Source organism: Streptomyces mayteni, from assembly GCF_054783955.1.
In genome coordinates, this window is the sequence record NZ_BAAGPR010000009.1 from 80,048 (window position 1) to 96,500 (window position 16,453).

15 protein-coding genes are annotated in these 16,453 nt (G+C 73.2%); 6 read left to right on the forward strand and 9 right to left on the reverse strand.

The genetic code is table 11. From position 1 onward, the window contains the following. Positions 1-30 precede the first annotated feature (30 nt). A complete protein-coding gene (locus ACYVPE_RS06780) occupies positions 31-558 on the reverse strand; it encodes a hypothetical protein (RefSeq protein WP_461032489.1) in 528 nt (175 codons plus the stop codon). Between the two features lie 152 nt (positions 559-710). On the opposite strand from ACYVPE_RS06780, the gene ACYVPE_RS06785 reads away from it, so the two are divergent. The 3 genes from ACYVPE_RS06785 to ACYVPE_RS06795 all read left to right on the forward strand — a co-directional run bounded on the left by ACYVPE_RS06785 (position 711) and on the right by ACYVPE_RS06795 (position 2,355). After that, positions 711-1,040: a PadR family transcriptional regulator gene (locus ACYVPE_RS06785; RefSeq protein ID WP_461032490.1), complete on the forward strand. Its 330-nt coding sequence runs from the start codon at positions 711-713 to the stop codon at positions 1,038-1,040. Beyond that, positions 1,037-1,720 carry a permease prefix domain 1-containing protein gene (locus ACYVPE_RS06790; RefSeq protein WP_461032491.1) on the forward strand — a complete coding sequence of 228 codons (684 nt, stop codon included), beginning with the start codon at positions 1,037-1,039 and terminating at the stop codon, positions 1,718-1,720. The genes ACYVPE_RS06785 and ACYVPE_RS06790 overlap by 4 nt, the downstream gene beginning before the upstream one ends. Before the next feature lie 143 nt (positions 1,721-1,863). Further along, positions 1,864-2,355: a lamin tail domain-containing protein gene (locus ACYVPE_RS06795; protein WP_461032492.1), complete on the forward strand. Its 492-nt coding sequence runs from the start codon at positions 1,864-1,866 to the stop codon at positions 2,353-2,355. Positions 2,356-2,411: 56 nt separating this feature from the next. Here ACYVPE_RS06795 and ACYVPE_RS06800 read toward each other — a convergent pair whose 3' ends face one another. From ACYVPE_RS06800 to ACYVPE_RS06820, 5 genes are all read right to left on the reverse strand, one after another. Next, on the reverse strand, positions 2,412-5,159 hold the full coding sequence (locus ACYVPE_RS06800) for a family 78 glycoside hydrolase catalytic domain (protein WP_461032493.1): 2,748 nt from the start codon (positions 5,157-5,159) through the stop codon (positions 2,412-2,414). Between the two features lie 72 nt (positions 5,160-5,231). Then, positions 5,232-6,062: a carbohydrate ABC transporter permease gene (locus ACYVPE_RS06805; protein WP_461032494.1), complete on the reverse strand. Its 831-nt coding sequence runs from the start codon at positions 6,060-6,062 to the stop codon at positions 5,232-5,234. Continuing rightward, positions 6,059-6,988, reverse strand: a complete 930-nt coding sequence (locus ACYVPE_RS06810; RefSeq protein ID WP_461032495.1) for a carbohydrate ABC transporter permease — start codon at positions 6,986-6,988, stop codon at positions 6,059-6,061. Before ACYVPE_RS06810 ends, ACYVPE_RS06805 begins: the two co-directional genes overlap by 4 nt. Positions 6,989-6,992: 4 nt before the next feature. Continuing rightward, entirely contained in the window at positions 6,993-8,333 is a 1,341-nt protein-coding gene (locus tag ACYVPE_RS06815; protein WP_461032496.1) for an ABC transporter substrate-binding protein, read from the reverse strand. Between the two features lie 328 nt (positions 8,334-8,661). Then, positions 8,662-9,312: a TetR/AcrR family transcriptional regulator gene (locus ACYVPE_RS06820; RefSeq protein ID WP_461032497.1), complete on the reverse strand. Its 651-nt coding sequence runs from the start codon at positions 9,310-9,312 to the stop codon at positions 8,662-8,664. A gap of 102 nt (positions 9,313-9,414) precedes the next feature. Here ACYVPE_RS06820 and ACYVPE_RS06825 point away from each other — a divergent pair, with 102 nt between their 5' ends. Then, a complete protein-coding gene (locus ACYVPE_RS06825) occupies positions 9,415-10,923 on the forward strand; it encodes an MFS transporter (protein ID WP_461032498.1) in 1,509 nt (502 codons plus the stop codon). A 27-nt stretch (positions 10,924-10,950) separates the two neighbouring features. On the opposite strand, the gene ACYVPE_RS06830 is transcribed toward ACYVPE_RS06825, so the two are convergent. Both ACYVPE_RS06830 and ACYVPE_RS06835 read right to left on the reverse strand, forming a co-directional pair. Beyond that, a complete protein-coding gene (locus ACYVPE_RS06830; RefSeq protein ID WP_461032499.1) occupies positions 10,951-11,673 on the reverse strand; it encodes a class I SAM-dependent methyltransferase in 723 nt (240 codons plus the stop codon). Between the two features lie 51 nt (positions 11,674-11,724). Further along, positions 11,725-12,231: a MarR family winged helix-turn-helix transcriptional regulator gene (locus ACYVPE_RS06835; RefSeq protein WP_461032500.1), complete on the reverse strand. Its 507-nt coding sequence runs from the start codon at positions 12,229-12,231 to the stop codon at positions 11,725-11,727. 167 nt (positions 12,232-12,398) lie between these two features. Here ACYVPE_RS06835 and ACYVPE_RS06840 point away from each other — a divergent pair, with 167 nt between their 5' ends. Further along, positions 12,399-13,829, forward strand: a complete 1,431-nt coding sequence (locus tag ACYVPE_RS06840; protein WP_461032501.1) for an MFS transporter — start codon at positions 12,399-12,401, stop codon at positions 13,827-13,829. Between the two features lie 193 nt (positions 13,830-14,022). Next, positions 14,023-15,078, forward strand: coding sequence for a zinc-dependent alcohol dehydrogenase (locus tag ACYVPE_RS06845; protein WP_461032502.1), 1,056 nt, complete (start codon positions 14,023-14,025; stop codon positions 15,076-15,078). A 22-nt stretch (positions 15,079-15,100) separates the two neighbouring features. On the opposite strand, the gene ACYVPE_RS06850 is transcribed toward ACYVPE_RS06845, so the two are convergent. Further along, entirely contained in the window at positions 15,101-16,435 is a 1,335-nt protein-coding gene (locus ACYVPE_RS06850; RefSeq protein ID WP_461032503.1) for an aminotransferase-like domain-containing protein, read from the reverse strand. Positions 16,436-16,453: the final 18 nt, after the last annotated feature.

Sequence of the window (16,453 nt, forward strand, 5' to 3'; positions counted from 1 at the left end):
CGAGCGGTTCCTTCCGCGACCGAGCGGAGTCTAGACGAACGGTCCCTCGGCGTCCGGAGCCCCCGCCCGTGGGCCGTCCGACTCGGCCTCGAGGTCTCCGCTGCGTTCGACCAACGAGCGCACCGTGTCGAGGCCGTGGGCCGACATGGTGGCCACGGTGGCCGCCCGCAGCGCCACCGACCGGACGTCGTTGGCCCGCATCGCGGCGAGCAGCGCGAGCTGTGCGGCGACCCGGTCCGCCACCTCGTCGTCGATGAAGTACGCCTGCGGGACGCCGAAGAAGTCTCCCAGCGCGCGCAGGGTGCCGACGGTGGGGTTCCCGGCCCGCCCCTTGAGCAGCGTCCACAGCCGCCCGACCGAGACCTTGGAGTCCCCGGGCCGCGCGGACTCGCGGATCCCGTCCACCACTTCCTTCAACGTGTACCGCCGCCCCAACGGTTGCACGTACGCGAACAGGAACTCGATGCGCTGCCCCAGCCGCTCGCCCTCCGGGTCGGTCGGCCGCTCCTCCGCCACCTCCTCCGCCTCGTCCTCGCCGCTCCGCCCGCTCACGTCCATCGCCCCTCCGCCGCCTTGGCCGGACCCCAGTATCGTGCACCTTCCCGACCCGGGGGCACCTGCGGCCGCCGCCCCAGGACCCGCCGGCGGCCCTCATATGTCGGCTGCCGACAGGTGACCGGCCTACCTGTCGGCGGGCTAGACTGCCGGCCATGAAGGCGGACTCGGTACGCGGACATCTGGACGGCATGCTGCTGGCCGTGCTCGAGGCGGGCCCCCTGCACGGCTACGCGATCATCGCCGCGGTGCAGCGCCGCAGCGGCGGCACGGTGGAGCTGCGCACGGGCACGATCTATCCGGCGCTCAACCGGCTGGAGCGGATCGGGCTGTTGAGCAGCAGCTGGGAGTCGGTGGGCGAGCGGCGGCGGCGCTGCTACCAGCTCACCGACGCCGGGCAGGACGCGCTGGCCGGCGAGCGGCGCGCGTGGCAGGAGTTCACCAGCGCGATCGGCTCCGTCCTCAACCCCTCCCCCGCCACATGACGGCCCCCACCGCCGCCCGGGTCGATCCGCTCGACGCCTACGTCGCCGAGCTGTCGGCCGCGTTGCACGGGCCCACCAGGGCCAAGGCCCGGCTGCTGGCCGAGATCCGGGACGGCCTCGCGGACACCGTGGCGGCCCACGCCCGGGGCGGGGAGCCCAGGCGACCGGCCTTCGACGCCGCGCTCCACGAGTTCGGCACCCCGGAGGAGCTGGCGCCGAGCTGCCAGCGCGAGCTCACGGTCGCCCAGGTCAGGCACACGGCCGGGACGGTGGCGCTCACGGCGCCGCTGCTGCTCGCGGGCTGGCTGCTGAGCTGGCACGCCGGCGGCGCGGACGGCTGGCTGCCGCGCACCGCGCAGCTTCTCGCCGGCTGTCTGACCGTCGTCGCGGTCCTCGCCGCCCTGCCGGCCGTCGCCGCCCTCGCCGCCACCGGGCCGCTCGCCCGCCGGCTGCCGACGCCCGGCCGACTGCCCGCGGTGGCCGCGTGGACCCGCACCGTCACGGCCCTGGCCATGGGCGCGGCCGGCCTGGCGCTCGCCGTCACCGCCCCGCTCGCCACCGCGTGGCCGCTGCTCGCCCTCACCGCCGCGGTCACCGTCGCCTCCCATGCCCTGGTCGCCGGTTCCGCCCGCACCTGCCGCCGCTGCGTGCGCCTGCCGGCGGCGACCGAGGGCCGCTGAGCACCGGCGCGCGAGGCGCCGGCAGGGCGCGCGCTGTCGGCCACGCCACCATCCGTCGCCCGACTTCGCAGAAACTCCACATCATCACACCAGTACGCCTATAAGCTCCTCACCCTCATCACTCGTTCTGAGGGGGAACTCCCATGCGTACGCGCCCGTTTCTCGCCGCGGCCCTGGCCACCGGCGCCCTGGTCGCTCTCGCCGCGACGCCGGCGGAGGCCGCCGAGTACAGCTCGGATCTGAAGCTCCGCGGGGTCCAGTACGACGCGCCGGGCCGCGACTCCAACAACTGCACCACCGGGAACACGGACGAGGAGTACCTGACCATCACCAACTACTCGAGCAGCAGAACGGTCAACCTCCGGGGGTACGTCGTCAAGGACGCCGCGGGCAACCGCTTCGTGTTCACCGCCAACCACTACCTCCAGCCCGGCGACTACGTCCGGCTGCGGGGCGGCCGCGGTACCGACTCGGACGCCCGCAACGTGGTGTACCGCAACAACTGCAACTTCATCTGGAACAACGACCGCGACACCGTCTACCTGTACAAGCCCTCCGGCAGCCGGGCCGACGTCCACTCCTACACCCGGGCCGCGAACGACCGGGACGGCGACGGGTACGTCCGCTTCCACTGACGCGGCGAGGTCGGCGGCCGCCCGCTGACGGGCGGCCGCCAACGTCGTTCCCGGGGTCAGTCCTCCGCCGCGAGCAGGTTCTCGAACGCCCGGGCGGCGGCGGACACGTCGTCGGGCGGGGTCTTCCTGGCCATTCGGTGTGGCAGTTCGAGGGCGGGCGCGTCCAGGTGGCGGGCGGCGGCGCGGGACAGGTCCTCGGCGTCGGTGGCGAGGCCGTGCTTGGTGAGCGTGGCGACCGCCTCGCCCCACCTGGCGGGGTCGTCGATCAGGTCGCGGACGGTCCTGATCGGCCGGGTCCCGGGGACGGGTACCGGCACCGTCCAGCGGTGGCTGCCGTGGCCGACCTCCACCGGTTCGGCGCCCGGCAGGTGCACGGTCGCGGTGGTGCCGACCGGGACGGCGGCCTCCACGACGAGGTCGCCGTCCGCGCGCCGCCACGCCACGGACGCCTCGCCGTACGGCGTCAGATGGCGGGCCGAGGCGTGGTCGAACTCGGGGTAGGGCAGCGGCCGGACGGTGATCCGCCGGTAGCCGGGGGCGGCGGGCGCCAGGCCGGCGAGGGTGCGGTGCATCCAGTCGGCCACGGCGCCCAGCGCGTAGTGGTTGAAGGAGGTCATCTGGCCGGGGTTGATGGTGCCGTCGGGCAGCATCGAGTCCCAGCGCTCCCAGACGGTGGTGGCGCCCATGGTGACCGGGTAGAGCCAGGAGGGGCAGCCGCGCTCCAGGAGCAGCCGGTAGGCGAGGTCGGGCCGGCCGGTCGAGGTCAGGGCGTCGGTGATCAGCGGGGTGCCGACGAAGCCGGTGGCCACCCGGAACCCGCCGGCGCGCACCAGGTCGGCGAGCCGCCGCCCGGCGGCGGCGCGTTGCTCCGGGGTGGGCAGCAGGGCCCACTCGATGGCCAGGGCGTAGACGGTGGGGGCGTCGGAGAGCACCCGGCCGGCGCCGGTGACGTAGTGCCGCGCGAACGCCTCCCGGGTGCGGGCGGCGAGCTCCGCGTAGGGCGTGCCGTCCTCGCCGACGACGGTGGCGGCCTCGGCGAGGATCTCGGCGGACCTGGCGAGGTGCGCGGTGGCGACGACGTCGCTGTCGGCGCGGGCGGCGAACGGGTCGTCGGGTGGCGCGGCCGGGTCGAGCCAGTCGCCGAACTGGAAGCCGCCGGCCCAGACGCCGTCGGTGGTCAGCGAGGCGATCCGGTCGACCCAGCCGCGCATCGAGGGGAGTTGCCTGCGCAGCAGATCGGCGTCGCCGTAGCGCTGGTAGAGGACCCAGGGCACCACGCAGGCGGCGTCGCCCCAGGCTGCGGCGGTCGGGCGGGCGTCGCCCAGCACATCGGGCACGACGAACGGCACCGAGCCGTCGGGGAGTTGGTCGGCGGTCAGGTCGGCGAGCCAGGAGGAGAGGAAGCCGGCGCTGTCGAAGAGGAAGCTGGCGGTGGGCGAGAACACCTGGATGTCGCCGGTCCAGCCGAGTCGTTCGTCGCGCTGTGGGCAGTCGGTCGGCACGTCGAGGAAGTTGCCGCGCATGCCCCAGACGACGTTCTCGTGCAGCCGGTTGACCTCGGGGTCCGAGCAGTCGAACCAGCCGGTGCGGCGCAGGTCGGTGCCGACCACCACGGCCTCGGCGTCGAAGTCGTCGAGGCCGGTGACCTCGGCGTAGCGGAAGCCGTGGAAGGTGAGTTCGGGTTCGAGGACCAGTTCGTCGGCCGCGGGCAGCAGGTAGTCGTCGGTCGCCCTCGCGCTGCGCAGCGGGCGGACGCCGAGCTCGTCGTGTTCCAGGACCTCGGCGTGCCGGACGGTGACCTCGGCGCCGGCGCGGGTGGCGCGGGTGGTCAGCCGGACCCAGCCGACGACGTTCTGGCCGAAGTCGACGAGGGTGGCGCCCGAGGGCGAGGTCCAGACCCGGGTGGCCGGCAGGGTCTCGGTGATCCTGACCGGCGGCCCGTCGGGGGCGACGAGCCGGCCGAGGTCGGCGTCGACGACCTCGACGGCGTCGTCGGGGGCGGCGGCGCGCGGCCGCAGGTCGGTGCGCTGGCCGTCGTAGAGGTCGTCGGCGAGGATGCCGCTGGCGCGTGCCGACCACGTCTCGTCGGTGCCGACGACCTCGGTCGAGCCGTCGGCGTGGGTGATCTCCAGCTGGGCGAGCAGCGCGAGCCGGTCGCCGTAGAGGGCGCGGCGGCCGCCCCAGCCGAGGCGGCCGCGGTACCAGCCGTTGCCGAGCAGTACCTCGACGGTGTTCTCGCCCGCCCGCAGCAGGTCGGTGACGTCGTGGGTCTGGTGGCGCAGCCGGTCGTGGTAGGCGGTCCAGCCGGGGGCCAGCACCTCGTCGCCGACGCGGACGCCGTTGAGGTGGGCGGTGTAGACGCCGTGCGCGGTGATCCGGAGGCGGGCGGAGACGGCGTCGGGGCGCACGGTCAGGGTGCGGACCAGGACCGGCGCCGGGTCGCCGACCCGGCCGATGGTGGCGGGGCTGACGAACCTGGCCGTCCAGTCCTCGGGGTCGAGGAGCCCGACCTCGGCGGTGGCCGGCTCGCTCCACTCCGACCACCGGTCGCCGGCGGCGACCCGGACCCGGACGGTGGCGCTGGCGCGGGCGGCGAGCGGCTCGAACGGCCAGGCCACCAGGACCTGTTCGGCCGTCGTGAGGTGTTGGACCACGGTGCCGTCGAGTTCGAGTTCGCAGGCGGTCTGGGCCCAGTGGGGGTCGTCGGTGGTCACCTGCCACGAGAGGCGCGGCGTCGCGGTGCCGAGGCCGAGCGCGGTGTCGCGGTGCTCGAACCGGACGGGGCTGACGGTGACGAAGGGCATGCGGGTTCTCCCACCTCGGTCGGGGTTGTGGTGCGGTCGTCTGCGGTCGTCGGCGGTCGTCGGCGCGGGCGGTCAGCCCTTGATCGCCCCTGAGGTCATGCCGGCCACGATCTGCCGGTTGAAGAAGAGGAACATCACCAGCGGGGGGATCGTGATCAGCAGGATGTCCATGAAGAGGAGGTTGTACTGGGTCTCGAACTGGCTCTGGAAGTTGAACAGGGTCAGCTGGACGGTGGCGTTCTCCTCGCCGGGCAGGAAGTAGAGCGGGTTGACGAAGTCGTTGAAGACGCCGACGGACTGCACGACGATCACCGTGACGGTGACCGGCCGGAGCAGCGGGAGCACCACCCGGAAGAACAGCCGGAGCGGTCCCGCGCCGTCGATCACGGCCGATTCGTCGAGTTCGCGCGGCACGGTGGCCAGGAAGGCGCGGAAGAGCAGCACGCAGAAGGACAGGTGGAAGGCGACCTCGACCAGGATCAGGCCGAGCAGGGTCTTGAAGATGCCGAGCCCCTGGAGCACCCAGATGGTGGGGACCACGGCCGGCGGGATGATCAGCCCGGAGAGCACCAGCAGGTTGACGGGGCCGGTCAGCCGGCTCCGGCGGCGCTGGAGCACGAAGGCCGCCATCGAGGCGAGGATCACCATCAGGGTCACGCTGGCCACGGTCAGCACCGCGCTGTTGATGAACGCGATGACCAGCAGATAGTCGCGGGCCTCGATGACCGCGCGCAGGTTCTCGACGAGCCGCCACTCGGTGGGCGGCGAGAACTCCAGGAGCGCGGCCTCCTGTTGGCCCTTGGCCGCGGTGAACAGGATGAAGACGAAGGGCAGCACGAACACCACGGTGAAGGCGAGGATCGCCGCGCCGCTGAGCCAGGGGTTGGATCGCCGGGTTCTCACGCCTCCGCCTCCCTGCGGTTCAGGAACCAGAACAGCGGCACGACGATCGCCGAGACCAGCAGGAAGAGCACCACGTTGCCCGCCGTCGACAGGCCGTAGAACCCCGCCTGGTACTGCTTGTAGATCACCGAGGCGATGACGTCGGAGGTGAATCCCGGGCCGCCGCCGGTCATCGCCCAGATCAGGTCGAACGACCGCAGGCCGCCGATCAGGGAGAGGATGATCACCGTGACGGTGGCCGGCCTGGCCAGCGGCAGGGTGACGTGCCGGAACCGCTGGAAGGCGCTCGCGCCGTCCACCTCGGCCGCCTCGTGGTACTCGCGGGGGATGGAGACCACGCCGGCGATGTAGATCACGGTGGCGAGGCCGACGCCCTTCCAGACGTCGACGAACGCGACCGAGAGCAGGGCCCAGGACGGGTCGGTCAGCCAGGCCGGGCCGTCGACGCCGACGAGGGAGAGCGCCTGGTTGATGGCGCCCTCCGAGGGGTGCATCAGCACCGTGAAGGTGATGCCGACGCCGATGGTGGACACCAGCACCGGGAAGAACACCACCGAGCGGAGGAAGGCGCGCCCGATGATCCGCGAGGTCAGCAGCACCGCGAGCAGCAGGCCGATGACCACCTTGAGGCCGCAGGTGACCACGGCGTAGATCAGGGTGTTGGTCAGGCCCTTGACCAGCGCCGGCTCGCGGAAGAACTGGACGAAGTTGTCGAAGCCGATGAACTCGTAGTCGAACAGGGTCCAGCGGGTGAGGCTGAAGAAGAACGCCGCGAGCGTCGGCAGCAGGAAGAGGGCCGTGTAGACGGCGGCCGCCGGCAGGTAGAACCAGTAGGGGTAGCTGCTCCGGTTCCGGCGGCGGGCGCCCGGCGGCTCGGGGCGGGACGCCCGCTGCCCGGTGGGCGGGGTGTCGAGTGTGGTCGTCATGGGATCACCAGCCCTCGAGACCGAGCTGCTGGGCCTGCTTCTCCACGTCCTCGTCGTACAGTTCGGCGCCGGAGGCGGCCGTGCGGATGCCGGAGCCGACCTCGACCGTGATCTGTTCGAGCGCCGGGCCCTTGATCGGGGAGAGGAACTCCAACGCGGGGGACACGTCACCGGAGTCGAAGTACGCCTGGATGTCCGAGACGGCGGTGGGCGCGTCGGCCGGCAGCTCGCAGTCTGCCACCAGGTAGGGGCCGGAGGGGGTCTGGCCGGCGCTCTGGGAGGCGCAGCCCTCGGGGCTGGCGACGAAGGCCAGGAAGCGCAGCGCGGCCTCCCGCTTCTCCCCCTCGGTGGTGGTGGGGACGTAGACGCCGCCCGGTGTCCACATGGTCAGCCCGTTGCTGGCCCCGTCGTCCCCCGGCAGCGCGAAGAACCCGACGTCCTCGGCCGCCTCCGGGACGGCGTTCACCATCGGGGAGATGGCGTTGGTCAGCATCGGGTAGTGCGCCCCCGCCCCCTCGGCGACCATCCGCAGCCCGTCCTCGTAGCTGGCGGAGGCGAAGTCGTCGTTGAGGTAGCCGGCCTCGGCCACCTCCTGGAGGTGCTCGAAGCCCCGGATGGCGGCCGGCGAGGTGGCGTACTTCGCCCCGTTGTCGGTGTACGACTCGGCGAAGTCCGGCTCGGCGGCGGCGACGTTGTGGTAGTCGCCGAGTACGAACAGCTGCGAGGTCCAGGTGTCGGCGTAGGTCTGGATCACCGGCGCGGTGCCGGCCTCCGCGATCGCGGCGTTGTTGGCCATGAACGCGTCCCAGGTGCGGGGTACCTCGAGGCCGAGGTCGGCGTAGACGGTGCGGTTGTAGAGCACACCACCGCCCATCGCGGAGCCGACCGGCGCGCCGTACACGTCGTCGCCGGCGGTGACCGTGGGCAGGAAGGAGTCGTCGACGGCGTCGACCCACTCCTCGCCGGTCACCGGCACCAGGTTCCGGTCCGGGTTGATGGCCTGGAAGAGGGAGCCGGTGTTGTAGAGGAAGACGTCGGTCATCTCGCCGGTCGCCAGTCGGGTCTTGACCACGTTGTCACCGTCGCCGCCGCCGGGCCTGGTCTCCACCTCGATCGTGATGTCGGGGTTGGCGGCGGAGAAGTCCTCCGCCAGCTGCTCGGCGAGGGCGACGTCCTCGGCGCCGTTGGGGACGAGATAGCTGAGGGTGATGCCGTCCCCGTCGCCGCTGGAGCCCAGGGAACCGGGGCTGCACGCGGCCAGGCCGAGCGAGACGGTGGTCAGCGCGACGAGCGCGGTGACGGCGTGGGAGGAGCGCGGCGATATTCCGCGTACGGGGAACTCCATGTCGTCGTACCTCTCTGGAACGTGGACTGCGTTGGCCGCGATCCGGGCCGGGTGACGGCAGCGCGGAAGCACGCTGCTGACGCCACGGCGATGAGCGATGTGCCGGGAGCCGGTGAGGAGGTGTGGGTGCCTGGGGGAATCGGGCGGCGGGGAGAAGGGAGGTCACCGCAGGGGCGCGGTCGCGCCACGGGACCCGACCGAGGCGGGCGGCCTGTCGATTGAAACGACTCAATGGCCGAGTGCCTCACAGGCTCGCCCGGGAACGCACGCCCGTCAAGCAACGCGAAGGTAACGAAGCGGTAAACCGGTGACCGCGTATGGCCCCCGGTCAGGCGCGACGGGTGACCGGCGCGCGCCACAGACCGACCAGGGCGTCGATCAGGCCGGCGGCCACATCGTCCCAACCGGCCCTGGGTGTGGGCACGTTCTCCGCGAGCGCGCGCTCGTGCTCGGCGCAGGTGACCAGGATCAGCGAACGCGCCATGACACCCCGCTCAGCGCGCACCTCGGGGGGCAGCTCGGGTAGGCACCGCTCGAAACCGTCGATGATCCGCCGCAGCGCCGGGGCGGCCATCGCCTCGTCGGCCACGATCCGGTGGAGCGCCGGATCGGTCATCACCTGGGCGCGGAACCGCGCGTACCAGGTGGGACTGCCGAGCGCCGCCAGATGCTCGGTGACCGGCCTGACCAGGCAGGACACCCACACCGCCAGATCGTCGGAGTGACCCACCCCGGCCAGCGACCGGGCGCGGATCCGCTCGATCTCCCCGGAGTGCTTGCGGGCGATCGCGCGCACCAGGTCGGCCTTGGTGCCGAAGTGGTAGCCGACCGCCGTGTTGTTCCCCTGCCCGGCGGCCTCGCCGACCCGACGGTTGGACGCCGCGTACACCCCCTGCTCGGCGAACAGCCGCTCGGCCGCCGTCAGGATCAACTCGCGCGTCGCGTTGGAGCGTTCGGCCCGCGCCGTCCTCGCCGTCATGGTCACCATCCGATCCCGTCCCTGGGCACCGACTCTGCCACAGACCGGCCGATCAGGTCCGCTAAGGTAAGTCAGTCGACTGATTCAATTCTGGGGGTCCACGTGACCGAAGCTCCTGCCCGTGCCACGCGGACCGGGAATCCCGACGCGCCGCGGCCCCACAACGTGGTGCTGGTCCTGGCGTTCGCCGGGATCGTCGTCGCGACGATGCAGACCCTGGTCGTGCCGCTGATCCCGGAGCTGCCGGCGCTGCTCGACGCCTCGGCCGCGGACGCCACCTGGGTGATCACGGCGACGCTGCTGGCCGGCGCCGTCGCCACCCCGGTGGTGGGCCGGCTCGGCGACATGTACGGCAAGCGGCGGATGCTGCTGGCCAGCCTGGTGCTGCTGGTGGTCGGCTCGACGGTCGCCGCGCTCAGCGACTCCCTGGTGCCGATGCTGGTGGGCCGCACCCTGCAGGGCCTGGCGGCCGGGGTGATCGCCCTGGGCATCAGCATCATGAGGGACGAACTGCCGGCCGAGCGGCTGGCCGGCGCCACCGCGGTGATGAGCGCCTCGCTCGGCGTCGGCGGCGCGCTCGGCCTGCCGGCCGCCGCCTTCATCGCCGACCGCGCCGACTGGCACGTGCTGTTCTGGGCCTCGGCCGGCCTCGGCGTGGCCGCCTTCCTGCTGGTGCTGCGGTTGGTACCCGAATCCCGGGTACGCTCCGGCGGGCGGTTCGACGTCGTGGGCGCGGCCGGGCTCTCCACCGCGCTGGTGTGCCTGCTGCTCGCCATCTCCAAGGGCGCCGACTGGGGGTGGGGCGCCGGCACGACCACCGGCCTGTTCGCCGCCGCGGCGGCCGCGCTGATCCTGTGGGGCCGCTGGGAGCTGCGCACCCGGCAGCCGCTGGTGGACCTGCGGACCTCCGCGCGCCCGCAGGTGCTGCTGACCAACGTGACCTCGGCGGTGTTCGGCTACTCGATGTTCGGCATGTCGCTGGTACTGCCGCAGCTGCTCCAGCTGCCGGAGGCCACCGGGTACGGGCTGGGGCAGTCGATGCTGGCCGTCGGCCTGGTCATGGCGCCCAACGGCCTGGTGATGATGGCGATGGCGCCGGTCTCGGCCCGGATCTCGCGCTCGCGCGGGCCCAAGGTCACCCTGATGGCGGGCGCGGTGGTCGTCGCCGCCGGCTACCTGCTGCAGATGGTGATGATGTCGACGGTGTGGCAGCTGATGCTGGCCTCCAGCGTCATCGGCGCCGGCATCGGCCTGGCCTACGGCGCGATGCCGGCGCTCATCATGGGGGCCGTCCCGGTGTCCGAGACGGCGGCCGCCAACAGCCTCAACACCCTGATGCGGGCGATCGGCACCTCCGTCTCCAGCGCGGTGGCCGGCGTCGTGCTCGCCCAGATGACGACGGCCTTCGGCTCGACCGCCGTCCCCTCGCAGAACGGCTTCCGGGTCGTCATGGCGATCGGCGCCGCGGCGGCCCTGGTCGCCTTCGCCATCGCGGCCTTCCTCCCCCGTCACCAGCCGCCGCCGCACGAGCCGGCGGCCGCCGCGCCCCGCGGCCCACGGGCGGCCGACCAGTCGCCCCTGCCCGCGGAGGCCGGCCGGGACCCGGCCTGAGGCGGCGCGCCGGCCGGGCGCCAGGCGTCACTCCCTGACGGTGTCGAGGACGGCGGCGTGCGGTGTGGTCAGGTACGGCTCCCAGAACGCCGTGGGCCCGGCCGCCGCCGCGCCGGAGAGCCGGTGTTCGCGGTAGCGGGGCGCGGCGAACCCGGCCTCGGTCAGCGCCCTGGCCAGCGCCTCGGCGCTCCAGTAGCGGGCGATGATGTCGACGTCCTGGTCCCGGAACCGCAGGCGCACCCGCGCGCCGTCGTGGCGGTCGCCATCGGTCCACACCCGGAAGCCGTACGGCGCGTAGTAGTCGCGGTCCGGATGGAAGTCCGGGTGGACCGGGAGGGTCAGGAAGCGGCCGCCGGGGCGCAGCGCGTCGGCGGCCACCCGGCAGAGGTCGCGGAGTTCCTCGTGCGTCGTGGCGTACGGCAGCACGTAGACCGCGAGCACCAAGTCGAACGTGCCGTGGAGTTCGGCCGGCAGCTCACCGGTCAGGTAGCGGATGCCGAGGCCCTCGGCGCGCTCGCGCCGGCGGGCGTGGTCGATCATGCCGGTCGACTCGTCGAGCCCGGTCACCCGGTCGGCACCGCTCCCCCGTAACAGCCGGCTGTAGGCGCCGCTTCCGCAGCCGAGGTCGAGCACGTTCCCGAGGGGGCCCTCCTTCACCAGCCCCAGGACCGTCGGGAACTCCAGGTGTTGCCTGAAGGGCGTCGCCGAGAAGTCCTCGTACAGCGACGCCAGGTCGTCGAACTGGCTCATCCGGGCCTCCGGGAGGGAAGAGAGGGAAGTGCGCACCTCCCTTCGCCTCTATCAGGCGGGCGGCCGCCCGTCCAGCTCGTCGTCGCCGTGCGCGATGAAGTCGTCGACCATGCGCCCGAACAGGCCGGCGAGATGGTGCAGGTCCTCGGGCGACCAGTCGGTGAGCGCCATCCGCATCCCGCGGCAGCTCGCCAGCCGCAGCCGCTCGACGGTGGCCCGCCCGACGTCCGTCAGCTGGACGCGCTGCGCCCGGCGGTCGGTCGGGTCGGGCACCCGGGTGACGAAGCCGGCCCGCTCCAGGTGCTGGACCTGCCGGGTCACGTGGGACGCCTCGACCGACAGCCGGGCCGCCAGCTCCCCCGGGCGCAGCGACTCGCTCTCGGCGAGCTGGCGGAGCAGCGCGGCGCCGGCGCGGTCGAGGGAGATGCCGGCGAGCGCCATCAGGCGCTCGTGCTGCCTGGCCCGGTTGGTCAGGTAGGCGATGCGGTTGAGCGCGCTCTCGATCTCCGCCACGTCGGCTTCGACGGCGCGCTCGGCGGGTGATGGCGGCGAGGACATGCGGCGACTTTACCAGGTATTTGCCTAAGTCAAGCAAGACGAGACGGAGATCGAGCAGAACTTGCTTGACTCAAGCACTTCAGCATGGTTGCCTAAGTTAAGTAATGTGCAGTCCGCCGCGGACGGGACCGGACGGACCTTCTCGCCAAGCACTGGAGAACTCCCCCATGCCCCACACCGCCACCCTGGCCGAGCGGGACCGGTCCGCAGGACCCGCGGTGCCCCGCCCCGGCCTGACGCTGCTCGCCCTCGGCACCGCGGGGCTCGTCGTCTCGCTCCAGCAGACCCTGGTCCTGCCGCTGCTCCCCCAGCTGATGCGGGCGTTCGACACCTCGGTGTCCTCGGTCGCCTGGGTGTTCACCGCCACCCTGCTGGCCGGCGCGGTCGCCACCCCGCTGCTCTCGCGCTTCGGCGACATGTACGGCAAGAAGAAGATGATCACGCTGACGATGGCGCTGCTCGTCGTCGGCTCGGTGGTCTGCGCGCTCTCCGACTCGCTCGGCGTGCTCATCGCGGGCCGCGCGCTCCAGGGCGCGGCCGCTGCCGTGATCCCACTGGCCATCGGGATCATCCGCGACACCCTCCCCCGCGAGAAGGTCACCGCCGGCATCGGCATCGTCAGCGCCACCATGGGCGTCGGCGGCGCGCTCGGCATGCTGGTCACCGGCGTCATCGCCGACAACACCGACACCCACCACCCGGTCTTCTGGATCTCCGCCGCCATGGCCGCCGTCGGCCTCGGCTTCGTCGCGACGTGCACCACCGACTCGGGCCGCCGCGCCGGCGGCCGCCCGGACCTGCTCGGCGCGGGCCTGCTCGCCGGCCTCCTGGTCAGCCTGCTGCTCGGCATCAGCCAGGGCAACGCCTGGGGCTGGACCGACGGCCGGACGCTCGGCCTGTTCGCGGCGGCGGTCGTGCTGGGCGCGGCGTGGGTGCGGGTCGAGCGAACCGTGCGCGAGCCGCTGGTGCGGCTGCCGCTGCTGGTCGGGCCGCGGTCGCTCTCCGCCAACCTGGCCTCGCTGCTGCTGGGCTTCGCGATGTTCGCGTCGTTCACCCTGGTGTCCAACTTCATCCAGACCCCGGAGGACGCCGTCGGCTACGGCCTGTCCGGGTCGGTGCTCGACGTCGGTCTCTACATGCTGCCGAGCACCGTCACCATGCTGCTCTTCTCGGCCCTGGCCGGCCGCTTCGAGGCCAAGCTCGGCGCCGCGCGGACGCTGGCCATCGGCTCGGCGGTCGCCGCGCTCTCCTACCTCTGGCTGGCGGTGAGCCACGACAGCGCGGCCGACATCATGGTCTTCAGCGGCGTCCAGGGCGTGGGCATCGGCATCGCCTACGCGGCGCTCGGCACGCTGGCCGTCCAGCACGTGCCGATGGACCAGAGCGGCATCGCCAGCGGCGTCAACACGCTGGTGCGCACCGCGGGCGGCAGCGTCGCCAGCGCCGCGACGTCCGCGATCCTCGCGGCCCAGGTCATCGGGAGCACCGGCGTGCCGACCGTGGACGCCTACGTGACGTGCTTCCTGATCGCCGGCGTCGCCGCCGGAGTCACGGCGCTGCTCGCTGCGGCGCACGGCATGCGGTACCGCGCCGGCTGACGCCGGCGGCCCCCCGAACCGGGGCGGCGCCGAGCGGGCCGCCCCAGCGCGCCGAACCCTGTGGGGACGGGGTACGGCGCGGCTCCCGGACCCGAATGCACCCGGGTCCGGGAGCCCTTCCCCTCCTCCGTCCCCTCGTTGGCCCCTTCGTTGCCCCCTTCATTGGCCCCTTCATGGGAAAGGAACCCCGGCCATGACCACGATGAAGTCCGTACGGACCGGTGCGGCGAACGAGACAGCGGTGGTCGAGGTGGCCCGCCCGGCCCCCGGCCCCCGGGACGCCGTGGTGCGGATCCGCGCCTGCGGTGTCTGCGGCACCGACGTGACGTTCCTGCGGATGGGCGGGATGCCGGCCAGGGCGCACGCGGGCGGCGAGCTGGTCCCGGTGGCCCTCGGCCACGAGCCCGCCGGCGAGGTCGTCGCGGTGGGCGCCGAGGTGACGGGCCTGGCGGTCGGCGACCGGGTGGTGGTCAACCCGCAGGGCGCGCCCTCCGGCATCATCGGCTGCAGTGGCCCGCTGGGCGGGATGAGCGAGTACCTGCTGATCGAGGACGCGGTGGTCGGCGAGAGCGTGGCGGTGTTCTCGGACCGGGTGCCGTTCGACGTGGCCGCGCTCAACGAGCCGATGGCCGTGGCGCGGCACTGCGTCAACCGGTCCGAGGCGAAGCCCACGGACCGGGTGGTGATCTTCGGCGCGGGGCCGATCGGGCTGGGCGCCGCGATCTGGCTGAAGCTGCGCGGTGTGGCCCATGTGGTGGTCGCCGACGTCATCCCCGAGCGCCTGGAGACGGCGCTGGCCGTCGGCGCCGACGCGGTGATCGACTCGGCGAAGGAGGACGTGCCGGCCCGGCTGACCGAGCTCCACGGCCGGGCGGCCAACGCCCTCGGCCAGCCGCGTCCCGGCACCGACGTCTACATCGACGCGGCCGGTGCCCCCGCGGTCTTCAACACCGTGGTGGAGTCGGCGAAGTGGGGCGCGCGGCTGGTCATGGTCGCGGTGCAGAAGAAGTCCGACGCCGTCGACCTCGGCGGGATGCTGCGCAGCGAGCTCACGCTCATCGCCTCCCAGGGCTATCCGACGGAGATCTTCGAGGTCACGAGGGAGATCGAGGAGCACCACGAGCGGTTCGCGAAACTGATCAGCCACCGCGTCCCGTTCGCCGAGGTCGACCGCGCCTTCGAGTTGGCCCTGACGCCGGGCGCGGCGGAGAAGGTGGTCGTGACCTTCGACGGTCGGGACGAGTGGTGAGCCGGCCGTGACGTGGGGTGGTTCAGTCGGTGACGAGGTCGTCGGGGGCGGTGCGGGCGAGGTCGGCCAGGGTGGTCAGGGCCTGGACGAGGACGTCGTCCCCCGGTGAGGCGAGCCCCAGCCGGATCGCGTCGGGGGCGTCGCCGGGGCCGACGGTGAAGGAGGCGGCCGGTGCCAGCGCGATGCCGTGCCGCGCGGCGGCGGCGACGAAGGTGTCCGCGCGCCATGGGCGGGGCAGCCGCCACCAGGAGTGGTACGAGCAGGGGTCGCCCTGCACCGCGAATCCGGCGAGGTGACGGGCCGCCAGCTCCTGTCGCGCCGTGGCCTGCCGCTGTTTGGCCTGGACGAGCGCCTTGACGACGCCGTCCCGCTGCCAGCGGTGGGCGGCCTCCAGGGCGAAGCGGGCGGGGGCCCAGCCGCCGGCCCTGAGCGCCGATGAGATGTCGGTGGTCGTCGCGCTCGGCGCGACCACGAGGCCGAGGGTCAGGCCGGGCGCGATCCGCTTGGACAGGCTGTCGACGAGCACGGTGTGCTCGGGCGCGAGCGCGGCGAGCGGCGGCAGTTCATCGCGGAGGAAGGCCCAGATGGCGTCCTCGATGGCGGGGATGCCGAGCCGCGGCAGTACCTCGGCGAGCCGCGCCAGCCGCTCCCTCGGCATCGTGAGGGAGAGCGGGTTGTGCAGGGTCGGCTGCACGTAGACCGCGTGGAGCGGGGCCTCGCGGTGTGCCGCCGCGACGGCCTCGGGGACGAGTCCCGCGCCGTCCATGGCGAGGGGCACGAGGGTGATGCCGAGCCGGGTGGCGATCGTCTTGATCACCGGGTAGGTCAGTTCCTCGACCCCGAGCCGGCCGCCGGGCGGCACCAGGGCGGTGACGGCGGCCGCGATGGCCTGCCGGCCGTTCCCGGCGAACAGCACCCGGTGCGGGGAGGGGCGCCAGCCGCCGCGGGCGAGCAGGTCGGCGGCGGCCTCGCGGACGGCCGGGGCGCCCGCCATGCCCACCGGCCGCAGCGCGTGGCCGAGGACGTCGGGCCTGACGAGCTGGGTGAGGCCCTCGGCGAGCAGCGCGGCCTGCTCGGGCACCACCGGGTAGTTGAGCTCGAGATCGATCCGGGTGCCGGCCGGTTCGGCGAGCGCGACGGGCGGCCCGGACTCGGCGCGGACGAAGGTGCCGCGGCCCACCTCGCCGACCGTCAGGCCCCGGCGGGCCAGTTCGCGATAGACCCGGGCGGCGGTGGAGTTGGCGATGCCGTGCTGCCGGGCGAAGTCACGCTGCGGCGGCAGCCGGTCGCCCGCCCTGAGGGTGCCGGTCCTGATCTGCTCGGCCACCGCGTCCGCGACGCTCTGGTAGTCCTTCACCGCTCTCCCTGTCGTTCG